General features: G+C 58.7%; 25 protein-coding genes. 9 read left to right on the plus strand and 16 right to left on the minus strand.

All coding sequences use genetic code 11. The annotated features are described in order from the left end of the window. Positions 1-141 precede the first annotated feature (141 nt). On the minus strand, positions 142-1,050 hold the full coding sequence (locus POI8812_RS07440) for a LysR family transcriptional regulator (protein WP_108781925.1): 909 nt from the start codon (positions 1,048-1,050) through the stop codon (positions 142-144). Positions 1,051-1,124: 74 nt separating this feature from the next. After that, complete coding sequence (locus tag POI8812_RS07445) at positions 1,125-1,424, minus strand: winged helix-turn-helix transcriptional regulator (protein ID WP_108781926.1); 300 nt, start codon at positions 1,422-1,424, stop codon at positions 1,125-1,127. A 249-nt stretch (positions 1,425-1,673) separates the two neighbouring features. On the opposite strand from POI8812_RS07445, the gene POI8812_RS07450 reads away from it, so the two are divergent. Then, positions 1,674-5,084 (plus strand): indolepyruvate ferredoxin oxidoreductase family protein, encoded by a 3,411-nt coding sequence (locus POI8812_RS07450; protein WP_108781927.1) that lies wholly within the window; start codon positions 1,674-1,676, stop codon positions 5,082-5,084. Between the two features lie 21 nt (positions 5,085-5,105). Here POI8812_RS07450 and POI8812_RS07455 read toward each other — a convergent pair whose 3' ends face one another. The 4 genes from POI8812_RS07455 to POI8812_RS07470 all read right to left on the minus strand — a co-directional run bounded on the left by POI8812_RS07455 (position 5,106) and on the right by POI8812_RS07470 (position 8,700). After that, the gene (locus POI8812_RS07455; protein ID WP_108781928.1) at positions 5,106-5,777 is read right to left on the minus strand and encodes a fumarylacetoacetate hydrolase family protein; all 672 of its coding nucleotides are present in this window, start codon (positions 5,775-5,777) and stop codon (positions 5,106-5,108) included. 40 nt (positions 5,778-5,817) lie between these two features. Beyond that, a complete protein-coding gene (gene pyrG, locus POI8812_RS07460; protein WP_108781929.1) occupies positions 5,818-7,461 on the minus strand; it encodes a CTP synthase in 1,644 nt (547 codons plus the stop codon). Between the two features lie 155 nt (positions 7,462-7,616). Then, positions 7,617-7,994 (minus strand): preprotein translocase subunit SecG, encoded by a 378-nt coding sequence (gene secG, locus POI8812_RS07465; RefSeq protein WP_108781930.1) that lies wholly within the window; start codon positions 7,992-7,994, stop codon positions 7,617-7,619. 136 nt (positions 7,995-8,130) lie between these two features. Beyond that, entirely contained in the window at positions 8,131-8,700 is a 570-nt protein-coding gene (locus POI8812_RS07470) for a hemerythrin domain-containing protein (protein WP_108781931.1), read from the minus strand. Between the two features lie 121 nt (positions 8,701-8,821). On the opposite strand from POI8812_RS07470, the gene POI8812_RS07475 reads away from it, so the two are divergent. Continuing rightward, complete coding sequence (locus POI8812_RS07475; RefSeq protein WP_245895304.1) at positions 8,822-9,280, plus strand: hypothetical protein; 459 nt, start codon at positions 8,822-8,824, stop codon at positions 9,278-9,280. Between the two features lie 39 nt (positions 9,281-9,319). Here POI8812_RS07475 and POI8812_RS07480 read toward each other — a convergent pair whose 3' ends face one another. Together POI8812_RS07480 and ilvC are read right to left on the minus strand one after the other, a co-directional pair. Then, entirely contained in the window at positions 9,320-11,134 is a 1,815-nt protein-coding gene (locus tag POI8812_RS07480; RefSeq protein WP_108781933.1) for a calcium-binding protein, read from the minus strand. A 277-nt stretch (positions 11,135-11,411) separates the two neighbouring features. Next, entirely contained in the window at positions 11,412-12,434 is a 1,023-nt protein-coding gene (ilvC, locus tag POI8812_RS07485) for a ketol-acid reductoisomerase (protein ID WP_108781934.1), read from the minus strand. Between the two features lie 134 nt (positions 12,435-12,568). On the opposite strand from ilvC, the gene POI8812_RS07490 reads away from it, so the two are divergent. The 4 genes from POI8812_RS07490 to POI8812_RS07505 all read left to right on the plus strand — a co-directional run bounded on the left by POI8812_RS07490 (position 12,569) and on the right by POI8812_RS07505 (position 14,746). After that, positions 12,569-13,024 carry an Lrp/AsnC family transcriptional regulator gene (locus POI8812_RS07490; RefSeq protein WP_108781935.1) on the plus strand — a complete coding sequence of 152 codons (456 nt, stop codon included), beginning with the start codon at positions 12,569-12,571 and terminating at the stop codon, positions 13,022-13,024. Further along, positions 13,021-13,461, plus strand: coding sequence for an Lrp/AsnC family transcriptional regulator (locus POI8812_RS07495; RefSeq protein WP_108781936.1), 441 nt, complete (start codon positions 13,021-13,023; stop codon positions 13,459-13,461). Before POI8812_RS07490 ends, POI8812_RS07495 begins: the two co-directional genes overlap by 4 nt. A 68-nt stretch (positions 13,462-13,529) precedes the next feature. After that, complete coding sequence (locus POI8812_RS07500) at positions 13,530-14,216, plus strand: hypothetical protein (protein WP_108781937.1); 687 nt, start codon at positions 13,530-13,532, stop codon at positions 14,214-14,216. Between the two features lie 125 nt (positions 14,217-14,341). Further along, positions 14,342-14,746: a hypothetical protein gene (locus POI8812_RS07505; protein ID WP_146186136.1), complete on the plus strand. Its 405-nt coding sequence runs from the start codon at positions 14,342-14,344 to the stop codon at positions 14,744-14,746. Between the two features lie 9 nt (positions 14,747-14,755). On the opposite strand, the gene POI8812_RS07510 is transcribed toward POI8812_RS07505, so the two are convergent. From POI8812_RS07510 to POI8812_RS07520, 3 genes are all read right to left on the minus strand, one after another. Continuing rightward, a complete protein-coding gene (locus POI8812_RS07510; protein ID WP_108781939.1) occupies positions 14,756-14,998 on the minus strand; it encodes a GlsB/YeaQ/YmgE family stress response membrane protein in 243 nt (80 codons plus the stop codon). 90 nt (positions 14,999-15,088) lie between these two features. Beyond that, positions 15,089-15,652, minus strand: coding sequence for an acetolactate synthase small subunit (ilvN, locus tag POI8812_RS07515; protein WP_108781940.1), 564 nt, complete (start codon positions 15,650-15,652; stop codon positions 15,089-15,091). A gap of 88 nt (positions 15,653-15,740) precedes the next feature. Next, positions 15,741-17,495: an acetolactate synthase 3 large subunit gene (locus POI8812_RS07520; RefSeq protein WP_108781941.1), complete on the minus strand. Its 1,755-nt coding sequence runs from the start codon at positions 17,493-17,495 to the stop codon at positions 15,741-15,743. Between the two features lie 372 nt (positions 17,496-17,867). Between POI8812_RS07520 and POI8812_RS07525 the strand changes: the two genes are divergently transcribed. Beyond that, complete coding sequence (locus POI8812_RS07525) at positions 17,868-18,827, plus strand: YihY/virulence factor BrkB family protein (protein ID WP_108781942.1); 960 nt, start codon at positions 17,868-17,870, stop codon at positions 18,825-18,827. Positions 18,828-18,908: 81 nt separating this feature from the next. Here POI8812_RS07525 and POI8812_RS07530 read toward each other — a convergent pair whose 3' ends face one another. Further along, the gene (locus POI8812_RS07530; protein WP_108781943.1) at positions 18,909-19,337 is read right to left on the minus strand and encodes an organic hydroperoxide resistance protein; all 429 of its coding nucleotides are present in this window, start codon (positions 19,335-19,337) and stop codon (positions 18,909-18,911) included. Between the two features lie 99 nt (positions 19,338-19,436). Here POI8812_RS07530 and POI8812_RS07535 point away from each other — a divergent pair, with 99 nt between their 5' ends. Continuing rightward, on the plus strand, positions 19,437-19,874 hold the full coding sequence (locus POI8812_RS07535) for a MarR family winged helix-turn-helix transcriptional regulator (RefSeq protein ID WP_245895306.1): 438 nt from the start codon (positions 19,437-19,439) through the stop codon (positions 19,872-19,874). A gap of 61 nt (positions 19,875-19,935) precedes the next feature. Here POI8812_RS07535 and POI8812_RS07540 read toward each other — a convergent pair whose 3' ends face one another. The 4 genes from POI8812_RS07540 to POI8812_RS07555 all read right to left on the minus strand — a co-directional run bounded on the left by POI8812_RS07540 (position 19,936) and on the right by POI8812_RS07555 (position 23,269). After that, the gene (locus POI8812_RS07540) at positions 19,936-20,421 is read right to left on the minus strand and encodes a bactofilin family protein (protein ID WP_108781944.1); all 486 of its coding nucleotides are present in this window, start codon (positions 20,419-20,421) and stop codon (positions 19,936-19,938) included. Next, on the minus strand, positions 20,411-21,733 hold the full coding sequence (locus POI8812_RS07545) for a DUF5930 domain-containing protein (protein ID WP_108781945.1): 1,323 nt from the start codon (positions 21,731-21,733) through the stop codon (positions 20,411-20,413). The genes POI8812_RS07540 and POI8812_RS07545 overlap by 11 nt, the downstream gene beginning before the upstream one ends. Before the next feature lie 201 nt (positions 21,734-21,934). Next, positions 21,935-22,795, minus strand: coding sequence for a ferritin-like domain-containing protein (locus POI8812_RS07550; protein ID WP_108781946.1), 861 nt, complete (start codon positions 22,793-22,795; stop codon positions 21,935-21,937). Positions 22,796-22,807: 12 nt separating this feature from the next. Continuing rightward, positions 22,808-23,269 carry a peroxiredoxin gene (locus POI8812_RS07555; protein ID WP_108781947.1) on the minus strand — a complete coding sequence of 154 codons (462 nt, stop codon included), beginning with the start codon at positions 23,267-23,269 and terminating at the stop codon, positions 22,808-22,810. A 149-nt stretch (positions 23,270-23,418) separates the two neighbouring features. Between POI8812_RS07555 and queA the strand changes: the two genes are divergently transcribed. Further along, the gene (gene queA, locus POI8812_RS07560; RefSeq protein ID WP_108782510.1) at positions 23,419-24,474 is read left to right on the plus strand and encodes a tRNA preQ1(34) S-adenosylmethionine ribosyltransferase-isomerase QueA; all 1,056 of its coding nucleotides are present in this window, start codon (positions 23,419-23,421) and stop codon (positions 24,472-24,474) included. Positions 24,475-24,541: the final 67 nt, after the last annotated feature.

Raw genomic sequence — 24,541 nt, forward strand, 5'->3', positions numbered from 1 at the left:
AGACCCGCGGTCTCTGCTATGCAGTGCATCGCTTGTCTTGACAGGGTACCTAGGGTGTGATCCCCGACCTGACAAGAGATTCTGCCTAAATTTGGTGCATAGCCGCCATTCACTGTGTGCATGGCACAACACCTAGCTGTATCAATCCAACATCGCAGCGGCTTTTTGTGCGCGTTTATAAGCGGTTATCTCTTCCAGAACAAATTCACGGAACGCGGCGACGCGCTTCGAATGCCTCAATTCTTCTGGATATGCGAGGTAGACCGGGACGACGCTGCTGGCCTGAGACGGCACAACATTGACCAATTCTGCGTTACCAAGGGCGATATAGTCGGGCAGGGCACCGATCCCAAGTGAGTGAATGACCGCCTGAAGGATGCCGAAATAGTTGTTCACCGTCAGGTGGCTGGAGTGATCCGCGTCCAGAAACGGTCGAAGCCAGGTCTGACCGGCGGCGACCTGCGGCGCGTCCGGGGCGTGGCCGATGATACGATGACGCATCAGTTCCTCGGTCGTGTCGGGCCGCCCGTGACGGGTGACATAGGATTGCGACGCATAAAACCGCATACGCACATCCATTAGCCTGCGGCGGATCAGATCCGCCTGGGATGGTTCCTTTAGCCGGATTGCGACATCAGCTTCGCGCATCGGCAGATCGACGATCCGCTCATCCAGCATCAGATTGATCTTCAGATTCGGATACTGTTCGTAGAGGCGTGGCAGACGTGGAGCGAGCCAGAGCGTTCCGAAGCCGGTCGTGGTGGTGACACGCAATTCGCCAAAAACTTCATCTTCGCTGTCGCGAATTCGGGCCGTCGCCGCGGCGAGCCGTTTGGCCATGTCGCGGGTTGCGGAATACAGCAATTCGCCCTGCTCGGTTAGGATCAGCCCGCGGGCATGACGATGGAACAGCGTCACGCTCAACGCTTCTTCCAGACCTCGAATCTGGCGGCTGACGGCAGACTGGCTCAAATGAAGCGAATCGCCCGCATGGGTCAGTGAGCCCACATCGGCCACAGCGTGAAAGATTCGCAGTTTGTCCCAGTCCATCGCACTCTCCGGTGTTTCGTGAAGGTCGAGCCTACAACAGCGCGCCGCGTTCGCGAACCGGTTTCATGCGGGGATCAGCGATCCTTCCAGCGTGCGCCCCAGGCTTCGATCTCGCGCAGCGGGCCATGCAGTTCCTGACCTTTGGCCGTCACACGATACTCCAGACGGCGGGCGCCTTCGTGCACGGGCCGTTTCGCCAGAAGACCCGAATCGACCAACCTGCGCAACCGGGTCGAGAGGATGTTGCGCGCTACGCCCAATTCGCGCTGGTAGTCGTCAAACCGACTGATGCCGTTCAACGACGCCCACAGGATCAGAAGAGTCCACCGGTCCCCGACCTGTTCCAGAGCTTTAGCCTCTGGCACGGTCTTCATTCTAAAATCGTTGGACACGCCCTGCACCTCACCGAAATGTCTTTTGTCAATTAAGCATACACAATACCGGAATTGGGAGACCTAAACTATGTTAACCATACCTAAAAAAGAATATTATTCATTTCATTCAAGGACGTAAGGGGTATCGAGACAAGACTTGAAAGGTCAGCATTTGTGACCTAACATAACGTCATACGATGAGTTGGCGACCGCTAGGGAGGCATCGCCACGTTCCTGGGGAGGATCGTCATGACACTTTTCGACCGGTCATTGGATGACCGTTTTGATCTCGAAAAACAGCATGTGCTGCTGAGCGGCATTCAGGGCCTGGTACGTTTGCCACTGATGCAAAGGGCCCGTGACGTCGCGGCCGGGCACAACACGGCTGGACTTGTGACCGGGTATCGCGGCTCACCGCTGGGCGGTGTTGATCAGCAGATGATGCGGGCACGCGATCAGCTTGAGAAGGCGCATGTCGTCTTTCAGCACGGTCTGAACGAAGATCTTGCTGCCACCGCCCTTTGGGGGGCGCAGCAGGCGGAGCTTCGCGGCGAAGGCAAATATGATGGCGTCTTTGGCCTGTGGTATGGCAAGGGCCCTGGCGTCGACCGCACGGGTGATGTCTTCCGTCATGCCAACATGGCGGGCAGCTCCGCACTAGGCGGCGTGCTGGTTGCGATGGGCGACGATCACACCGGCGAAAGCTCCACGGTTCTGCACCAGTCCGAATTCGCGCTGATGGATGCGCTGATCCCGATACTTGCCCCGGCAGGCGTGCAGGAGGTGCTGGATTATGGCGTGCTTGGCTGGGCTTTAAGCCGCTATTCCGGCTGTTGGGTTGGCATCAAATGCCTGAAAGACACGATCGAGGTTACCGAAGTCGTCGATGGCGATCCGCATCGGGTCGATGTCAAAATCCCGACGGATTTCGACATGCCGGCGGATGGCCTGAACATTCGCCTCGTCGACGATCGCACGGTGCAAGAGGCGCGGCTGCATGATTACAAGCGCTTCGCGGCCGAGGCATTCGGTCGCGCCAACAAGTTGGACCACAGGGTCTTGGGTGAGCGGGGGGCGCGCATCGGCATCGTAAGCTCCGGCAAATCCTGGCTCGACACCGTGCATGCGCTCGACCTGCTGGGGATAGATGCGGAAGAGGCAAAGCGCCTGGGCATTACCACTTACAAGGTCGGCATGACGTGGCCGCTCGACATGAAGTCGATGCGGGAGTGGTCCGACGATCTCGACCTCATCATTTGCGTCGAGGAAAAGCGCAAGCTGATCGAGGTCCAGATCAAGGAGGCAATCTTCGACGACCGACGTGGGCGTCGGGTCGTCGGTTGGAAACATGAGAATGGCGACACGTTGTTCTCTGTCAAAACGGCACTCGACCCTGTGACGATCGCCCGAAAGTTGGGCGGTGTTCTTCGCGCTGAAGGGGTTGAAAGCGAGAAGCTCAAGATCGCGATGGAGGTGCTGGACAACGCCGCCAAGGCAGATAACGCGGAGGAGATCGCAAGCCGCCTGCCATGGTTCTGTTCCGGCTGCCCGCACAATTCCTCGACCAAGCTGCCCGAAGGGTCCCGTGCCTATGCGGGCATTGGGTGCCATTTCATGGTGCAATGGATGGACCGCGACACGGTGGGCTTCACCCATATGGGCGGCGAGGGTGCCAATTGGATCGGGGAGGCCCCGTTCTCCAATACAAACCACGTTTTCCAGAACCTCGGCGATGGCACTTACAATCATTCCGGTGTGCAGGCGATCCGCGCCGCACTCGCGGCCAAGACCAACATCACCTATAAGATCCTTTACAATGACGCCGTTGCCATGACGGGCGGACAAGGAAACGAGGGCGATCTGTCCGCAGAGCGTATCGCGCATGAGCTGAAGGCGATGGGCGTCAAGCGCATCGTCGGTGTCTATGATCCGAAAGAGGATGTTGACCCTTCAGCTTTCCCGATTGAAATGCGAGAGCGGCATGAACTCGACGACGTGCAGCGCGAGCTGCGCGAAGTGCCCGGCGTCTCTGCCATCCTCTATATCCAGACCTGCGCCGCGGAAAAACGCCGGCGCCGTAAGCGCGGGAAATTCCCTGATCCGGACAAGCGCATCTTCATCAACCCGAATGTTTGCGAGGGTTGCGGCGATTGCGGGCAAAAGTCGAACTGCGTTTCCATCGTGCCGCTCGAAACCGAACTTGGCCGCAAACGACAGATTGATCAGTCGAGCTGCAACAAGGATTTTTCCTGCGTCGACGGGTTCTGCCCAAGCTTCGTGAGTGTGGAGGGCGCGACAGTGAAAAAGGCTGAGACGACCTCTGTTGCGATCCCGGACTTGCCTGAGCCGCAGCTTCCTTCCATCGACGGCACCTATAACCTCGTCATCACCGGGGTTGGTGGAACCGGCGTTGTGACCGTTGGAGCGCTGCTTGCCATGGCGGCGCATCTCGAAGGAAAAGGGGCCGGTGTCATGGAAATGGCGGGCCTTGCTCAAAAGGGCGGTGCGGTTCACATCCACGCCCGCATCTCCGAAAAACCGCAGGATATCAGCGCGATCCGTGTCGCTGTTGGGGAAGCTGACGCCGTGATCGGTGGTGATATGGTTGTGGCGGCCGGTGCAAAGACGCTCGGCCTGATGACCCGTGGCCGCACGAAAGCCGTGTGTAACAGTCACGAGATCATTACCGGGGAATTCACTCGCAACACTGAATTTAAGCTGCCGACGGACCGTATGGGCCTCGCCCTTCGCGCACGGCTCGGGGATGATAACCTCGCCATGCTCGACGCCTCTCAACTAGCGGCGAAGGTGTTGGGCGATGCGATCTATGCAAATGTTCTGATGTTGGGCGCAGCCTGGCAGGCGGGCCTGGTCCCGCTCAGCCGTGCGGCCATCGAGCGCGCGATCGAGATCAACGGGGCGGGCGTCGAGGGCAACATGCGGGCCTTCGAACTGGGTCGCTGGGCGATCCATGCGCCCGCCGATGCTCATGCCGTGACGTCAGAGGCAGACGTGGCCGAACTGACATTGGAGGAGAAAATCGACTTCCGCGCGGAGCACCTGAAAGCCTATCAAAATGGCCGTCTGGCCAAACGCTATCGGAAGATGGTGGACCGTGCGCGCGGCGTCAGCGACGAATTCGCACTCGCCGTGGCGCAGGGCTATCACAAGCTTCTTGCCTATAAGGACGAATATGAAGTTGCCCGCCTGCATGTTGAAACCTTGGAGGATGCTGTAAACGATGCCTTCGACAACGTAAACGGTTTGCGTTTTCACATGGCGCCACCTGTGCTCGGCAAGAAGGATCATAACGGCAATCCAGTGAAGCAGGAATTTGGCCCGTGGATGTTCCGCGCGATGAAGATGCTGCGCCGGGGAAAGATGCTGCGTGGCACGCCGCTCGATCCCTTCGGTCGGACAGAGGAACGCCGGATGGAGCGGGCGCTGATTGCCGAATATGAGCAGGACATGGAAGAGATCATCGGCAAGGTCGATGCCTCCACGCATGACGCAGCGGTGGCACTTGCGCTGATCCCACTCTCGATCCGTGGGTTCGGCCATGTGAAGGAAGCGAATGCGCAGGCGGCAGCCAAGCGACGCGAGGAGGCTCTGGCGAGCTTCCGCGCGGGTGGAGCGCCCGTTTTGAGAGCGGCTCAATAGGGTATTTGGACCAATCCGAAATCAGGCGAGGGTGAAGGAGAGGGGCGGCAGCCCCTCAATTTCACCCTCGCAGACATCCCCGCGTTGCAGCGGACCGACACCAGCGGGCGTGCCGGTCATTATGAGATCCCCCGGCTCAAGCCGTACCGCTTGAGAGCAGATGGCGATAATCTCTGGCACAGACCAGATCATCTCATCCAGCTGGGCCTCTTGGCGCATCTTGCCATTCACGCGAAACCGGATCGCGCCTGCTGGCAGCGACCCGGACCGCAACGGCCCGCATGGGGCGGAGTTGTCGAAGGCCTTGCCCCAATCCCAAGGCCGACCAACCTTCTTTGCAGCCCCCTGCAGATCCCGGCGCGTCAGGTCACACCCGACACCGTAGCCCCAGACATGATCGAGCGCGTCGGCTTCAGCAATATCCGTGCCACCCAAGCCGATCGCGAGAACCAGTTCCACCTCATGATGCAGATCGCTGGTCAGCGGCGGGTAGGGCACGTGCGCACCGCTATCCACAACCGCGTCGGCAGGCTTTGTAAAAAAGAACGGGGGATCGCGATCGTCGTTGCCCATCTCACGCGCATGAGCGGCATAGTTGCGCCCCACGCAGAAGATGCGACGTACGGGGAAGCGATCCGCAGACCCGTAAATGGCAACAGATGGGGTAACGGGTGCGGGGATCACGAAAGACATTTCACTTCCTCCAAATATCCCCGCCGGAGGCCTCGTCCGGTCAGACGAGGCGGGACTGTTCCATGGCCGCGCGCACAAAGCTTGCGAATAGCGGATGCGGCGCAAACGGTTTTGATTTCAGTTCTGGGTGGAACTGTACGCCGACGAACCAGGGATGATCGGGCAGTTCCACGATCTCGGGCAGTTCCCCATCGGGTGAGAGGCCAGAAAAGCACAGTCCCGCCTCTTCAAGCTGATCGCGATAGGCGATGTCGACCTCGAACCGGTGCCGGTGACGTTCGGAGATTTCGCGCGTACCATAGATTTCTGCGACATGGCTATTCTCGACCAGCATCGCATCATAGGCCCCAAGGCGCATCGTGCCGCCCTTGTCATCGTCGATGGTCCGCTCGACCGTGCGGTTGCCCTCGTTCCAGGCCTTCATGTGGTAGATGACATGCTCATAGCGGTCCTTGCCCGCCTCGTTGTCGAATTCCTCCGACCCTGCCTTGCTTAGGCCGGCCATGTTGCGTGCTGCCTCAACCACGGCCATCTGCATGCCCAGGCAGATGCCGAAATAGGGGATGTTGTTTTCGCGCGCATATTGTGCGGCGCGGATCTTGCCTTCGGTCCCACGCTCACCGAAGCCACCTGGGACGAGAATGGCGTTATATCCTTCGAGGTAGGGTGCCGGATCATCGCTGTCGAAGATCTCCGCATCAATCCACTCCGTCCGAACCTTGACGCGGTTATGCATGCCGCCATGGGTCAGCGCCTCGCTGATGGACTTATAGGCGTCTTCGAGTTGCGTGTACTTGCCCACGACCGCGATCCGAACTTCACCATCTGGATTGTAGATACGGTCCGCCACGTCGCGCCATTTGTCGAGTTTCGGGGCAGGGGCCGGCGAAATGCCGAATGCGTCCAGAACCGCTTGATCCAATCCCTCACGATGATAGGCCAGAGGCGCTTCATAGATCGACTTGAGGTCAAGCGCCGCGATCACGCGCTCTGGGCGCACATTGCAGAACAGTGCCAGTTTTTCGCGTTCCTTGGTTGGGATCGGCTGATCCGAGCGGCAAACCAGAATATCAGGTGCAATGCCGATCGAGCGCAGCTCCTTAACCGAGTGTTGGGTGGGTTTCGTCTTCAACTCGCCTGATGCCGCAATCCACGGCAGCAGGGTCAAATGCATGAACAGGCATTGGCCCATCGGCTTTTCCTGACCAAATTGCCGGATCGCCTCGAAAAAGGGCAGGCCCTCAATATCACCGACCGTGCCGCCAATCTCGCACAGCATGAAGTCTACGTCTTCGGCGCCGGTGTCCAGGAATTCCTTGATCTGGTTGGTGACGTGAGGAATGACCTGAATGGTTTTTCCCAGATACTCGCCGCGCCGTTCCTTCTCCAGAACCGTGGAATAGATGCGACCGGATGAGACGGAATCGGTGTTGCGCGCTGCCACACCGGTAAAGCGCTCGTAGTGGCCGAGGTCGAGGTCGGTTTCCGCGCCATCATCCGTTACGAAAACTTCACCATGCTCGTACGGGCTCATCGTACCGGGGTCGACATTAAGATAGGGATCAAGCTTGCGCAGGCGAACGGAATAGCCACGCGCCTGTAGCAGCGCTCCAAGGGCTGCTGAGGCCAGACCCTTCCCCAGAGAGGAGACCACACCACCGGTGATAAAGATGTAACGCGCCATGAAATATTCCCCGTGCGGCCAGCAAACCTGCCGCGCAATCCAAGTCTAAAAAAGGACCACGCCACGGGATTTGACCCTTAGCCGGAATCCCTGATTCCGGCAAGAGGCACCCGACATCTGGTGTCAGGTCATTCCTGTGGCGCGAGTGTTAGCGTTTAGTCAGCCGCCGGAGGCAAGGTCAGGTCGTCGCTGCCATCGAGCCCCGGTGGCAGCAGATCACCTTGAAGATCCGGTGCAAGGCCGGGACGCTCGATCCCGGTATCGGCGCCAACACCTTCGAGGACAGACCCACTGCCGCCATCCGATGCTGCAATGATTGTCAGGGCAAGGCAGACAGCAAAGAAGGCCGCGCCCAGTCCCCATGTCACTTTGCCAAGGGCCGTTGCAGCGGACCGGCCCGACATCATGCCGCCGCCGCCACCACCGCCGCCACCGCCCATGCCAAGCCCGCCCCCTTCGGAGCGCTGCATCAACACGACACCGATCAGCGCAAGTGCGATGATCAACTGGACGACGAGAAGGACGTTTGCCATTGCGGCCCCTTGGTGTTCACTAAGTCGGTTGGTCTGTAACAAAGCCACCTGATAGTGTCGATGCGAAAACGCAAGGGGCGGGGGAGAAGACGTGACGGTTTCACCTGATTACGAGGTGATCGCCCACAGGTTTTGATCAATGATCGAACTCACTCGGTGCATATTCCAGCAGGACGGGCACAACCAATTCCTCTTCATCTTCCAGGTGACGGGCCAGGAAAGTCTGAAATTTCTCTAATGTGGCGGCGAATTGCTCCGCTGCTGCGATGGTGCCAGATGCCTGAGCCTGCAACAGGCCGTTCGCTCCGTCTGCAAATTGCCCGAGAACGGCATCAATCGCATGGTGGTCTTTGTCCAGCATCTCGAACCCGCGCAAGAGGCGGTTATCCTGCCGCATCAAAACGGGAAAGTACTGAGTGTCTTCGATCATGTGGTGACCGTGCAGATCCTGCAACATGAACTGCCCGACCCGCGCCAGGCGGTACTTTGCATCATCTGTTGCAAGCGTGCCTTCCAACAAAGCCCTGTTGGTGGCGACGAGTTCCGCCATGCCGCGGCGAAACATCAAGTGCCGGTCCAGCCAGAACCGGGTGAGAGCGGTAAAGTTGTGATGCGTTTCCCAGTCGGCGCGGGGATACTGCTCGGCCAGCACCCGCAATGCATCGGGCAAGCCATTTCGTTCTGCAAGGGCGAGAGGATCAGACATAGACCAAAGATTGGCGTTTCGGTGCGGAAGTCGAGCCATATCTCTGGAAACAAACTTGTGATCGCGACGTGAGCACGGACCATGTTAGCCGCACAGCGACATATATTAGCCGGAGAACATGATGTTCCGCCAAGATCGCCTCGACGCCATTGCCCTTTTGATCCTGAGAACCGGTCTTGTCTGGTTCATCTTTCTTTGGGCTGCACACAAGATCATCACGCCGACCCAATACCAGAACCTCGCTCGTCATTTTGACGGCGTGGATGTGTCGATCTCGCAAATCTATCTGGCAGCCGGTGTTCAGATCGCGATCTGCGTTTTGGCATTGATCGGGATCGGGCGGATCTTCAGCTATGGCGCGCTGTTGGTCATGCATTTCTTTACAGTCACGCGGCGCTGGGAAGGGTTTTTTGATCCGTTTGCCCTGAACGACCGCAATTTTCCGATCAATCGAAATCAGGTGATTGATCTGGCCGTGTTGGGGGCCTTCGTTGCTCTGATCCTGTTGATCCGTCGGGATCACTTCAGCCTCGGGGGCTATCTTGCAAAGCGGGCAGGTCGTCTGAAATGGTGGATGTAGACGGATCGGGCCGCGAAAGCCCGATCCGCCGCCCCCTCCTTAGACGATGATGAAATCGTCAAAGGTAAGATCGTCCACATCCGTGTCTTCGAGACGGATTGAACCGGTTGAGGTTGCCAGCACTGCGTCATAGCCATTCTGCCAAAAGCCGCTCAGTGCATTTGCAGCTGAACCGACATCGGATGCGCGCAGGATCAGTTGATCGCCGTCCCACCCGCCTCCGTCGAAATCGGTGATGGTGTTCGTGCCGCTGATCCCGCTGGAAAAGTCGAACTGATCGTCGCCCGCTGCCCCTGAAAGGATGTCGTTGCCGGACCCCGCGATCAGGCGATCATTGCCGGACCCGGCGTAGAGCCGGTCGTTGCCAGACCCGCCGTTCAGCACGTCGGCTCCATCCCCGCCCACCAGCACGTCATTGCCAGCGCGGCCATTGAGAAGGTCATTCCCGTCGCGACCAAAGATGGTGTTGGCGCTGTTCGTTCCATTGATGGTGTTGTTGGCGTCATTGCCTTCGATCTTTGCCGAATATCCTTTGTCACCAACGAACCAGTTTGTGCTGTCGAGCTTGTTGGATTGCACGTTGAAGCTGCGATCGCCCCAATGGCCGGTGAAGGTGACACGCTCGACCCCGTCCAGCTCTTTCAGGCCGTAATAGGCATCTTCCAACCACACCTTTCCGTCCGCTGTTCGATAGGCCTCATAGTCGCTGGTGCGCCCGTCAACAAAGACTTCATCGAAGCCACTTCCGCCAAAGACGCGGTCAAATCCGGTCGAAAGGTCAAAGTCATCATTGCCGCCGAACCCGTCCAGCGCGTCGTTGCCGCCCCCATCCCGCAACTTGTCGCCGGCAATCGTGCCCAGAATGAAGGCGTCCTCCCCGTAGTGATCGGATGTGATCCGCGCGGGATCGCTGACCCAGGTAACCGTCCGCAGAACAGGGGAGAGCGCGCCGAGCACGATCGTGCTGTCTATCTGCATGTCCTGATAGAAGTTACTGTCGCCAATCGTGTCGTAAGGCGTCTCAAAGACGCCCCGCACATGTGCGGCCCAGCCGTTCGTGATGTTTAACAGGCTGAAGGGGCCAAGGGGGAACAGCGGGTTTGCATAGACGTCGTCGAATAGGACGATGTTGTCGGCCGAATGTTCGAACTGCTTGTCATCGTTGATCAGAGCTTCAAACAATCCTTCCGTAAGCGAAGCATCCACATCCCCCACAGACCGATAGACGACATCGTTCTCCATCCCCAGATTGAGGATCATCGGATCATCGTGCACCGTGGGGGAGGCGAAGGCGAAATAGTTCGCGTCCGCGTAAAACCCGTCCGAGATCTCGTCCGCGCGAAAAGCCATTGCGTTCGTGACTGCCCCACCAAGGCTATAGCCGGTCACTGTCACATCTTCTCCCGTCAGGCCGTTTGAGGATGCAAAGCTGGCAGTCGCGTCCAGCAGCATCGTGAAATCGTCGAGGATGCGCTGATCCTCCAGATCGAGATAGGCGGCCACATCGCCGAAGTCGGAGGTTCCGGCAAAGGCGATCCCAATCTCGACCAGAACGCCGTTCTCGTAGTGCCCGGTGATCTTGACCTGCGAGGATGAAAACTCTGGGCTGGAGTAGATGCCAAGGCTGTCATAGAGCGCCGGATCGACTCCCAACTCATGGGGCAGGATCTCGCGCCAACCTTGCGGCAGTTCGAAATTGGTGTCGAAATCCGCGCCGCTGACCGCGGCCACCAAAGGGTTATCGACAAGAAGGCTGATCCCGCCGAATGCATTGACCTGAGAGACGCGGGCGAGCTGATAAGCTTCGCTCACATCATCGCGCGCATCTCTTCCCCTGTAATCAAAAATTGCCATTGACGCCTCCCAAACGTATTTTTGTGTCGCTATGACAATTGGGTGGTTTGCTTCTGGCAACAGTTCTTCGCCTGGGACGCTACGTCACTGACCTTACGTAACCCATTGAAAAATAATCATGCAGCGCAGCAATCCGCGCTGCATTGCGAAGTCTCTTCGCGCCCGCCGAACAGATTATTGTTTCCCGTTTTCGCTCGAAACGAAAAACGCCGCACCTTGTTCAGGTGCGGCGTTCTCGGGGTTGAGGCGGCGGGGCAGTCGTCCCGCCGGATTCGGATCAGTTCTTGGACTTGTCGACCATCTTACCGGCAGAGATCCAGGGCATCATCTCACGCAGTTTCGCGCCGACCTGCTCGATCTGATGCTCGTCATTGTGACGGCGGGACGCCTTGATCGTCGGCTGGCCGACGGCGTTCTCCAGCATGAAGTCGCGCACGAATTTACCATCCTGAATATCGGTGAGCACGGCCTTCATTCGGGCCTTGGTCTCATCGTAGTTCAGGATGCGCGGGCCAGTGACGTACTGACCGTATTCAGCAGTGTTGGAGATCGAGTAATCCATGTTGGCGATGCCGCCTTCATAGATCAGGTCCACGATCAGCTTCACCTCGTGCAGACACTCGAAATAGGCCATCTCAGGCGCATAGCCCGCTTCGACCAGTGTTTCGAAGCCGCAGCGGATCAACTCGACCAAGCCACCACACAGAACGGCCTGCTCACCGAAGAGATCGGTCTCACACTCTTCGCGGAAGTTGGTCTCGATGATGCCGGAGCGGCCGCCACCGATGGCCGAGCAGTAGGACAGGCCGATTTCCAGCGCCTTGCCGGACGCATCCTGGTCCACCGCAACGAGGCAGGGCACGCCGCCGCCTTTGGTGTATTCGCCGCGTACGGTGTGGCCCGGGCCCTTCGGCGCCATCATGATGACGTCAACGCCGGGCTTCGGCTCGATCAGGCCGAAATGCACGTTCAGACCGTGCGCGAACGCAATCGCCGCGCCGTCCTTGAGGTTGTCATGGACGTATTTCTTGTAGGTCTCGGCCTGAAGCTCATCGGGCATGGTGAACATGATGACATCGCACCATGCGGCCGCTTCCGCGATTTCCATGACTTTCAGGCCCTCGCCTTCGGCCTTCGCCTTGGAGGCAGAGCCTTCGCGCAGGGCGACAACGACATTCTTCGCGCCGCTGTCGCGCAGGTTCAGCGCGTGAGCGTGACCCTGGGAGCCATAGCCCAGAATGGCCACGTTCAGGTCTTTGATAAGGTTCACGTCGCAATCGCGGTCGTAATATACGCGCATGGGTTTCGTCCTTTGTTTTGATCCCCGGATAGGGTGCAACTTACCGCGAACCAAAGCTGAGACATTTCGAATTTCGCTAGAAATTGCCGCCTTGGGGAAATATCATGCACAAAACCCCGTTGGACTGAAAATTCATGCTTGATGATACGGATCGTCGAATACTCCGCCAAATGCAGGCCGATCCTGATGCCTCGGTCGCGACCATAGCGGAACGGGCAGGGCTGAGCCACGCGCCATGTTGGCGGCGGATCGGGCGAATGGAGCGTGACGGCGTCATTATTGCCAAGCGGGCCATCATTGATCGGCGCAAACTCGGCTTTGAAGTTGAGGTCTTCTTGCGCATCACGCTAGATAAGACAGCGCGCAATGCATTCGATGCCTTTGTGGTTGAGGCGCGCAAGGTGGATGGTGTGCAGGCCATCCAAACGTTGCTGGGCCGTGTCGATATAAGGATGGACGTCATCGCCCGCGATCTGGCGCATTATCAGCATATCTATCAGACGCAGATCATGGCGCTGCCTCACCTGTTGGATGTTGAGGCGCTGATGTTGGTTTCGGAACTCAAGAATTCACAAGCCGTGCCGATATGACAGATCTCGATAAGATCGACAGGGCGATCCTGCGGGTGCTCGAAGCGGATGGTGCGCTGAATGCGGCGAAGGTCGGAGAGATCGTCGGGCTGTCGCAACCAGCGGCTTACCGGCGGATCAAACGGCTCGAGGCTGAGGGCGTCATAAAAGGGCGCGCCCTGATTGTCGATCCAACGCGGCTTGGCTACGGCGTTACGGTTTTTCTGGGTGTAAAGCTCGCGCCGCGCGGGCGCGCGGGGGTGGAAGATTTTGAGCGGGCCGTCATTGCCATTCCCGAGGTCCAGCTCGTCCAGCATGTGCTGGGTGTCTATGACTATCGGCTCAAGGTGATTGCCAAGGACCTGGAGGATTTCGAGCGGATCCTCAGACGGCGGATCATGACCCTTCCCGCTGTCGGCGATATCGAGAGCAATGTACTGCTTTCCGAAGAATTGTAATTTTTTTCGGAACGATCTGACAGCCCCGTTGTTGGTCTTCCGTAATTGCAATGAAGGAAAATTTAGCAATGAAAAAAGTATCTTTTGTAACCGCCGCCGCTCTTGCAACTGCTATGGCAACTTCTGCTGCTGCAGACATTACTCCGAAAACTGGAATGATTTCTTTGCCAGCTGAAGCACCTGCCGTGCAGACGGGCGACATTCTGATGATCGAGCTCAACGGTTCCATGTATCGTCTCGCTGGCCTCGAAGAAGCGGGCCTATCCGGCGATGATCTGAACGACGCTGTGATCGACCTCGAAGCGTTCTACGCACAGGGCACCGCGTCCTGCATGGAGATCGCTGACGGTGTCGCGAACTGCACGATCGGCGACACCAATGTGTCCGAGTATATCGCATCGCGTGACTATGCTCTGCTGACCGAGCAGGTGTCCGACTTTGGCCGTGACCCGATCATCGTGACGACGACCGAGCCGCTGGAAGGCCAGCTGTCGCTGCCGAAAGAAGCACCGATCGCATTCAGTGACGAACTGCTGCGTGTCGAGCTGAACGGCATTGTCTACGACCTCGCAGGTCTCGAAGATTCCGGCCTGACGGGCAACGATCTTGACGATGCGGCGCGTGACCTCGAAGCGTTCTACGCACAGGGCGAAGGTAGCTGTGATCTCGTTGCTGATGGCACTGTCACCTGCACCGTGGAAGGTGTTGATGTTGCAGACTACATCGTGTCCCGCACCTTCGCGACCGCCAGCTAATAGCTGCGCTTATATCGCGATGAAGTGAAGGAAGGCGCAGGGGTTTGGCCCCTGCGCCTCTTTTCGTTCGGGTCCATTGCGCGGATACTGATCTGACAAACCGCTTTTCAGGACTGGATTTCGAGATGCGCCTATTCCCCGCAATTGCATGTGTAGCAGCGCTGGCTGCTTGCGATGGCTCTGGCAATGTTGATCTGCCGCTGCGCAGTGCAGCCTTGCAAGATGCAACGGTGTCCCCAGTCGGCGCCACGTTCCGCGGGCAAGCACGGCTGACGCAACAAGCTCCGGCGATCACGTCGCTTGATCTGCTCTTCGTTGAAATCAACGGGTCCGTGCTGCGCCTTGATGGGATCGAGAACGCGGCCCTCTCTTTTGAAGAGGCGAGGGACGCTGCGGTAGAGGTGGAGGCCTTTCTGGCCCAAGGCCCGGCTACCTGCGTAACAGGTCAGGACGGCAATGCGTCCTGTGTCGTGGGTGGTTTTGATATGGCGCGGTTCCTGACAGCGCGCGTGTTCGCGCTGCCAGGTTGAGCCAGTCGCTTAGCGTTTCTTGATCGCGCGCCACACCCAGATCAGCAGGCAGGCGCCGATCACACCGGCGATCAGCCGACCAAAGAAGGTGGCGGCAAATCCCAAGCCCACAAGGCCGAGGATGAAGTTCAACGCCAGCGCGCCGACAATGCCCAGAACGATATTTGTCAGAAGGCCATGATTGGCCTTCATGATTTTCTCGGCAATCCATCCGGCGATCCCGCCAACTATGATCGCGACAATCCAACCCATTTCAATCTCCTCTTTCCCAGGAAGGCTTGGTTGGAGCAGATGACACGCCCTGTCGCTCGGTCAAGAGATTTGCCGTCGATCAGGTAAGGTTCAGTGACTGCCGCGGGCCATAGCAGCAACGCCAGTGCGCGCAACCTCGACAAGCCCAAGGGGCACCATCAGTTCAACGAACGCGTCAATCTTATCCGGTGCGCCGGTCAGCTCGAACACGAAGCTCTCGGTCGTGGTGTCCATGACGCGCGCCCGGAAGATTTCGGCGGTGCGCATGGCCTCGACCCGCTCTGTTCCAGTGCCGCGCACCTTGACGAGTGCCAGCTCACGTTCGACAGACGGACCCTCTACGGTGAGGTCGTGGACCTCATGAACCACGACCATACGGTCAAGCTGTGCCTTGATCTGATTGATCACCTGCGGCGTACCGGTTGTGACGACAGTGATGCGAGAACGGTGGCCGGTATGGTCGACCTCCGCCACGGTCAAGCTGTCGATGTTGTATCCGCGCCCGGAGAACAGGCCGATGACGCGGGCGAGTACGCCGTCCACATTGTCGACGAGCACGGCGAGCGTGTGCCGCTCATTCACGTCCGAGAACGGAGTCTTTAGGTCGTAGGCGCTTTTGCGAGAGGCGCCTTTCTTTAGGTCTAGCGGGGACATTTCGGTCTCCTTGAAAGTCTTTTGGGGGCTTGCCCCCTCCCGGCCTCCCCCGACTAGGGGGGAGGGGCGAAATCATTGAGTGCGTCGTTTAGACCAGCACCGCGCCGCCGGCCTGGATGGCGTTGGCCGTATCGGCGTTCTCACCCAGCAGCATCTCGTTGTGCGCCTTGCCCGATGGGATCATCGGGAAGCAGTTTTCATGTTTCTCGACGAGACAATCGAAAAGGACCGGGCCGTCATGGGCGAGCATCTCTTTGATGGCCTCGTCCAGATCCTCCGGGTTGTCGCACAAGATGCCCTTGGCGCCAAAAGCCTCTGCCAGCTTTACGAAGTCCGGCAGGCTCTCGGACCAGCTGGAGGAATAACGCTCCCCATGCAACAGTTCCTGCCACTGGCGAACCATGCCAAGACGTTCATTGTTCAGGATGAACTGTTTGACAGGCAGGCCATACTGCATCGCCGTGCCCATTTCCTGCATGTTCATCAGCCAGGATGCTTCACCGGCCACATTGATCACGAGCGCTTCGGGGTGGGCGATTTGCACGCCAACCGACGCCGGGAAGCCATAGCCCATCGTGCCCAGACCACCAGAGGTCATCCAGCGGTTCGGCTCTTCAAAGCCGAGATACTGCGCCGCCCACATCTGATGCTGACCCACTTCTGTAGTGATGTAGCGATCCATGCCCTTGGTCAGCGCTTCCAGCCGCTCAAGCGCGTATTGCGGCTTGATGATGTTGCCTTCCTGCTTGAACTTCAGGCAGTCAATCGCGCGCCAGTCATCAATTTTGCCCCACCATTTCTTGACGGCATCCGCGTTGGTACGGCGGCCATCGGCCTTCCACATGCGCAGGAGGTCTTCCAGAATATGGCCCACATCGCCGACAATCGGGTGATCGACTCGGATGTTCTTGTTGATCGACGAGGGGTCGATGTCGATATGCACCTTCACGGATTTGGGGGAGAACGCATCCGTCCGCCCGGTGATCCGATCATCAAAGCGCGCGCCGATGCACAGCATGAAGTCACAATCATGCATCGCCATGTTGGCCTCATAAGTGCCGTGCATCCCCAGCATGCCCAGCCAGTTCTTGCCCGACGCCGGATAGCAGCCCAGACCCATCAGGGTGGAGGTGATGGGAAAGCCTGTCGCACTCACCAATTCGCGCAGCAGCTGAGTCGCTCCGGAACCGGAGTTGATCACGCCGCCGCCGGAATAGATGATCGGGCGCTTTGCCTTTGCCATCGCTTCCACAACCGCAGCAATCTCCTGCATGTCGCCTTTCACCTGAGGCTGGTAGTGCGAGGTTTTCGCCTTTTTTGGCGGCATATAGCTGCCCTCGGCAAACTGCACGTCTTTCGGAATGTCGATCAGAACCGGGCCCGGGCGGCCATTGGTGGCGACGTGGAACGCCTGATGCAATGTCTCTGCCAGTGCATCTGTCTCTTTCACCAGCCAGTTATGCTTGGTGCAGGGACGGGTGATGCCAACGGTATCTGCCTCCTGAAACGCGTCATTGCCAATCATGAAGGTCGGAACCTGACCGGTCAGCACGACCAGGGGGATGGAGTCCATCAACGCATCCGTCAGGCCGGTGACCGCATTGGTCGCACCGGGGCCCGAGGTGACGAGCACGACGCCCGGCTTGCCTGTCGAGCGGGCATAGCCCTCTGCGGCGTGGGTGGCGGCCTGTTCGTGACGCACCAGAATGTGCTTGATCGAGTTCTGCTTAAAGATCTCGTCATAGATCGGTAGGACTGCGCCGCCGGGATAGCCGAATACGGTGTCCACACCCTGATCAATCAGGGATTTGACGACGATTTCTGCACCGGACATGCGGGTCATGATCTTAATCTCCAAATGGGCGGCTCTGGCCCCGTTCAACGCTCTGCATCAGGCATAAAAAAACCCCCGGTTGGGGGTCATGCGCGCCGTTCCTTTCCGATCCGTCGGAAAAGTTAGGCACGCTTGGCGATAAGGACTACGCTTTTCATGTCATTCCCTTTGCAGTGCGGGAGGTATCGCAAGCGCGGGCAGGGGGGTCAAGTCCGAAATGCGGATAAAATGACGTTTGACGACGTATTTTTGAAATCTTTGTTCAAACTGCGGCGCTCTGGCGCAGTTTTGCGCAAGGCGGATCTTCATCTCTCTCGAATTGTGGAACAAATCGATGTGACAGGTGGTTGATCGCTTAGAGAATTTTCAAGGAGAGATTTCATGGCACGTGGCAGGGCAGCAGATTCACCCCCAGAAATTCCCATCAAAGGGTGGAAGGACATCGCCCTGCGCGTGAAAGGGGAACTTGCCGCCGATCACGTGGGTCTGATTGCGGCAGGCGTTGCTTTCTATGGGCTGCTCGCAATTTTTCCCGGCATCGCTGCGATCATGGCGATTGCGGGGCTCGTTACGGAACCGGGTGTTATAGTGGCGCAGCTGGAGTCCATCGCGGCGATGCTGCCGCAAGAAGCCGCCGCGATCATCATAGATCAGGCAAAATCGGTGACGGGATCAGAAGAGGGCGGTCTTGGACTGGCAGCATTCATCGGCGTCGCGCTGGCGATCTGGTCGGCTTCGAAAGGTGTCGCGAGCCTGATGGAAGGCGTCAATGTCGCCTATGACGAAGACGAAACGCGTGGTTTCTTCAGGCTGACCTTTGTGAAGCTCGCGCTCACGCTCGGCCTTATGTTCGGCTTTGTGCTGGTGGTCTTGATCATGGTCGCCCTGCCAGCACTGCTCGCCCTGTTTCAGTTTGGCGCCTTTGCTGAGACAGCGGCGATGGTGATCCGTTGGCCGGTTTTGCTGTTCGTCGCGGTGGTTGGGCTGAGCATTCTCTATCGCTTCGCACCATCGCGGGATGATGCGAAATGGCGTTGGATTACCCCCGGTGCTGGTGTTGCTACGCTCGCGTGGGTTCTCGGCTCTGCCGCTTTCGCGGTCTATGTCCGCAATTTCGGATCTTACAACGAAACCTTCGGAACATTGGGTGGCGTTGTGATCCTGCTTATGTGGCTCTGGTTATCTGCATATATCGTTCTGTTGGGGGCAGAACTGGATGCGGAGATGGAGGCTCAGACGCGCAAAGACACCACGGTCGGCAATCGCGAGCCAATGGGCCAGCGCGATGCGGTGAAGGCGGATCAGCTGGGTGAGGCGGTGGCTGCTCAGCCAGCTGAATAATTGGCTGGCGGGTCGGGAATGTGGGCCGACCCGCCGCAGGAACAATCCTGCTCATTGCTTGATCTGGAGGGGTAAACGGGATCAAGCAATTTCGGTTGTCACGTCGATATTGCCTTGCGTTGCATTGGAGTAGGGGCAGATGAAGTGGCCGCGTTCCACGATCTTCTCAACCAGCCCGCGGTCTGTATCTGGCATTGACACTTTGAGCTTCACTGTAAGCCCAAACCCACCATCGCTACGTGGCCCGATCCCAACTTCGGAGTGGACGGTTGCGTCATCCGGCACGGTGCCGAGATTTTCGCTGGACGCGGCAAAGCGCATCGCACCGAGAAAACAAGCTGCATATCCGATGGCGAAAAGTTCTTCGGGGTTATGTCCTTTGTCATCGCCACCAAGGGCCGCCGGGCTGGCCATTCGGACCGTGAGCTTGCCGTCATCAAGGCCAGCAAGACCATTGCGGCCGCCGCCTGTTGCATATGCGCCAGTTGAGTATTTTACGTCAGTTGTCATTTTATGTGCTCCACGATAATATCGTGCACGATGTATATTGAAGCGAGACAGATGCGTCAATATCTTGCGAGACCCAGCCATGCAGCGTAGGCCTTTGACATGATCTCAGTCTCAGAAATGATCTGCTTTTCGCTCTACAACACAGGGCAGGCCATGCAGCAGGCCTATCGCCCGTTGTTGGATGCGCTGAATCTGACCTATCCTCAGTATCTGGTGATGACACTGCTTTGGAGCAAGGATCAGCCACTGACCGTGGGGCAAATTGGAGCGGCGCTTGGAATGGAGACGAGCACGCTGACCCCTCTGCTCAAGCGGTTGGAGAGTAATGGGCTGATCCAGCGGCGGCGCATGCCAGAGGATGAACGCCGTGTCGCCGTGACCTTGTCAGAGGCGGGGCAGGCCCTGAAGGCGAAGGCCGCGATCATACCAGATTGCATTGCGCAACAGACCGGAATGACCGTGGAGGAGTTGGGGCAGTTGAGAGATCAGCTGGCGCGCCTCTCAGACAATCTACGCGACCCAGTCAGCCGGGACTGAACTTCGCGCAAAAAAGGCCCCACACATTTGTGCGGAGCCTTTCATCAATCTGTCAGAGAAATCAGCCCTGCGATGGTGCTGGGGCGGCATTGCCCTGGCTGAGCGGGTCGTCATTGCGCTGGACGGAGCCTTCGAAATGCGCGCCGCTCTCAATCGCGATGGTCTTGTGGATGATGTCACCTTCGACACGCGCGGTAGAGGTCAGGCGAACTTTCAGGCCACGCACGCGACCGACGACACGGCCATTGACGACAAGATCGTCCGCCATGATCTCACCTTTAACAGTCGCGCCTTCGCCGACGGTCAAAAGGTGCGCGCGGATGTCGCCCTCAACCTTGCCTTCGATCTGGATGTCGCCCGTGGTCTCAAGATTGCCTTTGACAACGAGATCGGAGGACAGGACGGAAGGTGCCGCCTTCGGCTTTGCAGCAGGTGCGGCGGGCTTCGCAGCGACGGGTGCGGCCGGTGCCGGAGTTGCAGGCTTTGCGTCGCTGCCCGAGGATTTCGGCGCTTCGATGGGATCGTTCACTTTACTCTTAGAAAACATTTGCTGCTGCCCTTACATAGGTCGATGGGTTGACCGGGGTTCCCCCCTGCCGAATTTCATAGTGCAGGTGCGACCCGGTGGACCGGCCTGTCGAGCCCATGTCACCGATCCGCTCACCCCGCGTGACGCGATCGCCGACGCTGACGTGAATCCTGTGAAGGTGAGCATAGACTGTTTCATAACCGAACGCATGCCTGATCTTGATGACATTGCCATAACCTGACTGACGCCCTGCAAATGTCACTTCGCCTTCGCCCGGAGCGACAATCGGTGTGCCAACAGGGCCAGCAAAATCCATACCGTTATGGGCCCTGCGGCCACCATTGATTGGATCGCGCCGCGTGCCAAAGCCAGAGGTCAAGCGATAGGCCCCGGCTACAGGATCGCCAAAGGGCATGCGCTGTGCGGCTGAGCGGCGCATGTTGAGCGCATCAATGCGCCCCAACAGAAGTGTCATCCGCAGCGAGGCCGGGTCGCTGAGCCCCAACGCATCAACACCCGCATCCGGCAGCAGGTCAGGGCCGCCCTGACCATTATAGTCGGCACTGATGGACGCCATAAGAACATCCATATTCGCACCAGCAGTGCGGAAGACCTGATCAAGCTGTTCGATACCGCCTTCGACGGCGTCTTCCAGCCGGGCGAAAACACGCTCTTGCCGTTGCTCCGCAATGATCGCGCGGGTTTCCAGAATTTCGCGCTCTTCATCCATCGCGACCAGTTGATCTGCAATCAGGTCGCGATTGTTGGCCGTGCGCTCCATCCCGTCTAAGACGAGGCCGACAGTCGCTTGCAGGTCGACCGCCATGTCCTGCTGGCGCCGCAAGTCATAGCGGGCAAGCGTCAACTCGCTTCGGGCGGCATCCCGCTCTTGTTCGAGCAGAGCAGCCGCAGCGAGGCTCGCCTCCATCGCGGCTTCAAGATTCGAAGCCATCTCTGCGCGAACGGCATTTTCTTGGGTAAGACGGACAAGATCGCCCTGAAGGCTGGCGAGCGTGTTGCTCAGCTCTGCGGCGCGCACCCGGGCGGCTTCGGACGCGGCGGCATAATGGGCCCGATCTGCTTCCAGCGCTTCGATCCGATCAATCTGTGCGTGTTGGACCACGCTGCTTGCCGTCGCATCAGGCACCATGAAGTACTGGGCGGAGGTCAGAGCGGTGCCCCACACACCGAACCCAAACAGCGCCGATGCGCCCATACCCAATGCGATCTGCCGAAGTGGCGTCAGCCGCGCGTGAGAGGTCTGATCTCCACGCGTGATGTAGATCCGTCGCTCGGGCACAATGCGGCCCAAAAGGCGGTTCAGTCCCATGTAGTGTCCCTCGTTCTTATACGCCCCCCCAGGCGCATTTGAGGGAAAGTGTTAACGAGCCGCTGAGAAGGGTTCCATCAAAAGTTAAGAAATCGGTTTTTTTGCCCAACCAATTTTCGTTTCACGCAAGGTGCGAAAGGGCACTCGGCGAGAATCTGCCGACAATGTGGCAAGGCACCCGGCTGGCCCGCCCAAATTGGCCTATCTTCGGCCCGAATCGGCCTCGGCCAGCGGCCAGTAGAAGTCGAGGGGAAGGCCGGCCTCAGCCCGCTTCTCATCGTTGAACGGCGGTTTCAAAGCGCCATGAAAGTATCGCTTGACCAAGTCATGGAATGCGTCGCGGGGATCCTGCTCGTGACGGCCGCACAGGAAATGGAACCATTTGGACCCATAGGCGACGTGACCCACCTCTTCGGCATAGATCGTCCGCAATGCCGCAACGGTATCGGTGTCGCCCGCATTTTCGAACAACGTTATCATGCCCGGGGTGACGTCCAGCCCGCGTGCTTCGAGCACCATGGGGACGACGGCGAGCCGTGCTTCCAGATCATCCGCCGTGTCCTCGGCGGCACGCCACATCCCCGCATGGGCTGCGAGCGCTCCATAGTGGCTTCCCATCGCTTCAAGACGGTCAGATAGAAGCTTGAAATGTTTCGACTCTTCATCTGCTGCCCGCACCCAGTCGTCATAGAACCCGGCAGGCATCTTGATATGGGTGAATCGGGCGATGATGTCCCAATGCAGGTCGACGGCATTCAGCTCGATATGGGCGATTGCGTGCAGGATCGCGATGCGGCCTGCCGGTGATCCGGGCCTGCGTCGTGGAACGTCTCGCGGATCAAGTAACTCTGGCTCTGCGGGACGGGACGGACTGTCGGGCGGCGTTGCTGTCCCGATTGGCATCCGTTCATCCGTGTCCCAGCGCCGCTGCCACTCCGCCGCGCACGCACGTGACAAGGTGCTCTTCTCCCGTGCATCGGAGGTGCGCAACACCGCTTCAGCGCAGGCGGCGAGGGTTGAGGGAACCGTGAATGTGGGGGCAGCGAGCCTTGAGTCAGTCATGCGCCCGGTTTGTCAGAGCGCGCGTACCGCTTCAAGAACCGCTTCGGCATGGCCGGGCACTTTTACCTTCCGCCATTCATGCACAACGGTGCCGCTTGCATCGACCAAGAAGGTTGAACGCTCAATCCCCCAATAGGTTTTGCCGTACATCTGCTTTTCCTTCCAGACGCCGTAAGCCTCGGTCAGCGAACCTTCTTCGTCGGACAAGAGTGTGACGCCAAGATCATGTTTCGCAATGAATTTCTCGTGCTTTGCCACGGTATCTCGGGAGCAGCCAAGAAGGGTGACGCCCGCCTCGGCAAACGCGTCTTTCAGCCCCGTGAACGCGATCGCTTCCTTCGTACAGCCCGACGTGTCGTCCTTGGGATAGAAGAACAGGACATAGGCCCCATCAAGTGCATCGCTGGAGATGGTCTGATCTCCCGATGCGGGAAGTTCGAAGGCGGGGGCGGGCTGTCCGGTAAGGTTGGTCATGACGGGTCCTTTGCGAGTTATGTGCCCGATACGCGCGGGACCCGTGCACGGTTCACTGCACCTGTTACTCAGGTGAAACCCTCTTCGGTCTGGTCCAAGTCACCAGATCCGCCTTGAAGCCGATGGCCTTAGGTGACATCTCCGGCTGCATGAAACTGTCTGATTTTGATTTCGAACTGCCTGAAGAGTTGATCGCGCTGCGACCGGTCAAGCCGCGTCCCGCATCGCGCATGTTGCTGGCGCAGGGTGCGCAGCTTTCCGATCATCACGTCTACGATCTGCCGTCATTGCTGCGCGCGGGGGATCTTTTGGTGTTCAACGACACCCAGGTCATTCCAGCCAGGCTCTTTGGAACACGCAGTCGCGCGACCCAGCATGGTTCTGGCATTGCGAAGGTCGAGGCGACGTTGCTTTCTCAGGAAGGGCCGGAAAGCTGGGCCGCCCTTGCTCGGCCCGGGCGAAAGCTCGCTTTGGGCGATGTGCTCGACTTTGACGGGGTGAGCGCCGAGTTGGTCGAAAAGCGCGATGACGGGCAGGTTCTGCTGCGGTTTGACCAGAGTGGGGAGGCCTTGGACCGCGCCATTCTGCAGGCAGGCGAAATGCCGCTGCCTCCCTACATCGCGGGCAAGCGCGCGGCAGATGCAGCGGACAGGGAGGACTACCAGACCGTCTTCGCCCAAAAGCCCGGTGCGGTCGCTGCCCCAACCGCATCCCTCCATTTTGATGCCGATCTCTTGGGGCGCATTCAGGATGCGGGCATCAACTCTACCCGCGTGACCTTGCATGTGGGCGCGGGAACCTTCCTGCCTGTGAAGGTCGACGATATCGAAAAGCACAAGATGCATTCAGAATGGGGCGAGGTATCGGAAGAAGCGGCTGAGGCAATGCAGCGCACGCGGGCCAACGGGGGCCGCGTTATCCCAGTGGGAACAACGGCGCTCCGCTTGATTGAGACGGCTGCCGCAGATGGCGCGATTGGCCCGTGGGTTGGCGATACCGACATCTTCATCCGGCCCGGCCATCGCTTTCAGATTGCGGATGGGCTTATGACCAATTTCCATCTGCCCAAGTCGACCTTGATGATGCTCGTGTCAGCTTTGCTCGGCGTCGATGAAATCCGCGCCGTCTATGCCCACGCGATTGCACAGCGCTATCGCTTTTTCAGTTATGGCGACAGTTCGCTTTTGCTGCCGGATCGCGGCTGAAGAGGAATTCCCCCCATTTGAGACATTCCACGACCCGCCGCGTCGCGAACGGGGTGGCGTCGTGGTT

It is taken from the genome of Pontivivens insulae (assembly GCF_900302495.1).
In the GTDB taxonomy this organism is placed as follows: domain Bacteria; phylum Pseudomonadota; class Alphaproteobacteria; order Rhodobacterales; family Rhodobacteraceae; genus Pontivivens; species Pontivivens insulae.

Bases quoted from the DNA above. Each gene is read 5' to 3' on its own strand.
- POI8812_RS07495 (WP_108781936.1), top strand. From the start codon at position 13,021: ATGACAGATCTCGATAAGATCGACAGGGCGATCCTGCGGGTGCTCGAA.
- POI8812_RS07545 (WP_108781945.1), bottom strand. From the start codon at position 21,733: ATGGGACTGAACCGCCTTTTGGGCCGCATTGTGCCCGAGCGACGGATC.
- POI8812_RS07475 (WP_245895304.1), top strand. From the start codon at position 8,822: ATGTTCCGCCAAGATCGCCTCGACGCCATTGCCCTTTTGATCCTGAGA.
- ilvC (WP_108781934.1), bottom strand. From the start codon at position 12,434: ATGCGCGTATATTACGACCGCGATTGCGACGTGAACCTTATCAAAGAC.
- POI8812_RS07440 (WP_108781925.1), bottom strand. From the start codon at position 1,050: ATGGACTGGGACAAACTGCGAATCTTTCACGCTGTGGCCGATGTGGGC.
- POI8812_RS07470 (WP_108781931.1), bottom strand. From the start codon at position 8,700: ATGTCTGATCCTCTCGCCCTTGCAGAACGAAATGGCTTGCCCGATGCA.
- pyrG (WP_108781929.1), bottom strand. From the start codon at position 7,461: ATGGCGCGTTACATCTTTATCACCGGTGGTGTGGTCTCCTCTCTGGGG.
- POI8812_RS07445 (WP_108781926.1), bottom strand. From the start codon at position 1,424: ATGAAGACCGTGCCAGAGGCTAAAGCTCTGGAACAGGTCGGGGACCGG.
- secG (WP_108781930.1), bottom strand. From the start codon at position 7,994: ATGGCAAACGTCCTTCTCGTCGTCCAGTTGATCATCGCACTTGCGCTG.
- POI8812_RS07480 (WP_108781933.1), bottom strand. From the start codon at position 11,134: ATGGCAATTTTTGATTACAGGGGAAGAGATGCGCGCGATGATGTGAGC.
- POI8812_RS07455 (WP_108781928.1), bottom strand. From the start codon at position 5,777: ATGTCTTTCGTGATCCCCGCACCCGTTACCCCATCTGTTGCCATTTAC.
- POI8812_RS07450 (WP_108781927.1), top strand. From the start codon at position 1,674: ATGACACTTTTCGACCGGTCATTGGATGACCGTTTTGATCTCGAAAAA.
- POI8812_RS07540 (WP_108781944.1), bottom strand. From the start codon at position 20,421: ATGTTTTCTAAGAGTAAAGTGAACGATCCCATCGAAGCGCCGAAATCC.
- POI8812_RS07505 (WP_146186136.1), top strand. From the start codon at position 14,342: ATGCGCCTATTCCCCGCAATTGCATGTGTAGCAGCGCTGGCTGCTTGC.
- POI8812_RS07535 (WP_245895306.1), top strand. From the start codon at position 19,437: ATGATCTCAGTCTCAGAAATGATCTGCTTTTCGCTCTACAACACAGGG.
- POI8812_RS07525 (WP_108781942.1), top strand. From the start codon at position 17,868: ATGGCACGTGGCAGGGCAGCAGATTCACCCCCAGAAATTCCCATCAAA.
- POI8812_RS07530 (WP_108781943.1), bottom strand. From the start codon at position 19,337: ATGACAACTGACGTAAAATACTCAACTGGCGCATATGCAACAGGCGGC.
- POI8812_RS07500 (WP_108781937.1), top strand. From the start codon at position 13,530: ATGAAAAAAGTATCTTTTGTAACCGCCGCCGCTCTTGCAACTGCTATG.
- POI8812_RS07520 (WP_108781941.1), bottom strand. From the start codon at position 17,495: ATGACCCGCATGTCCGGTGCAGAAATCGTCGTCAAATCCCTGATTGAT.
- queA (WP_108782510.1), top strand. From the start codon at position 23,419: ATGAAACTGTCTGATTTTGATTTCGAACTGCCTGAAGAGTTGATCGCG.
- POI8812_RS07555 (WP_108781947.1), bottom strand. From the start codon at position 23,269: ATGACCAACCTTACCGGACAGCCCGCCCCCGCCTTCGAACTTCCCGCA.
- POI8812_RS07510 (WP_108781939.1), bottom strand. From the start codon at position 14,998: ATGGGTTGGATTGTCGCGATCATAGTTGGCGGGATCGCCGGATGGATT.
- POI8812_RS07490 (WP_108781935.1), top strand. From the start codon at position 12,569: ATGCTTGATGATACGGATCGTCGAATACTCCGCCAAATGCAGGCCGAT.
- ilvN (WP_108781940.1), bottom strand. From the start codon at position 15,652: ATGTCCCCGCTAGACCTAAAGAAAGGCGCCTCTCGCAAAAGCGCCTAC.
- POI8812_RS07550 (WP_108781946.1), bottom strand. From the start codon at position 22,795: ATGACTGACTCAAGGCTCGCTGCCCCCACATTCACGGTTCCCTCAACC.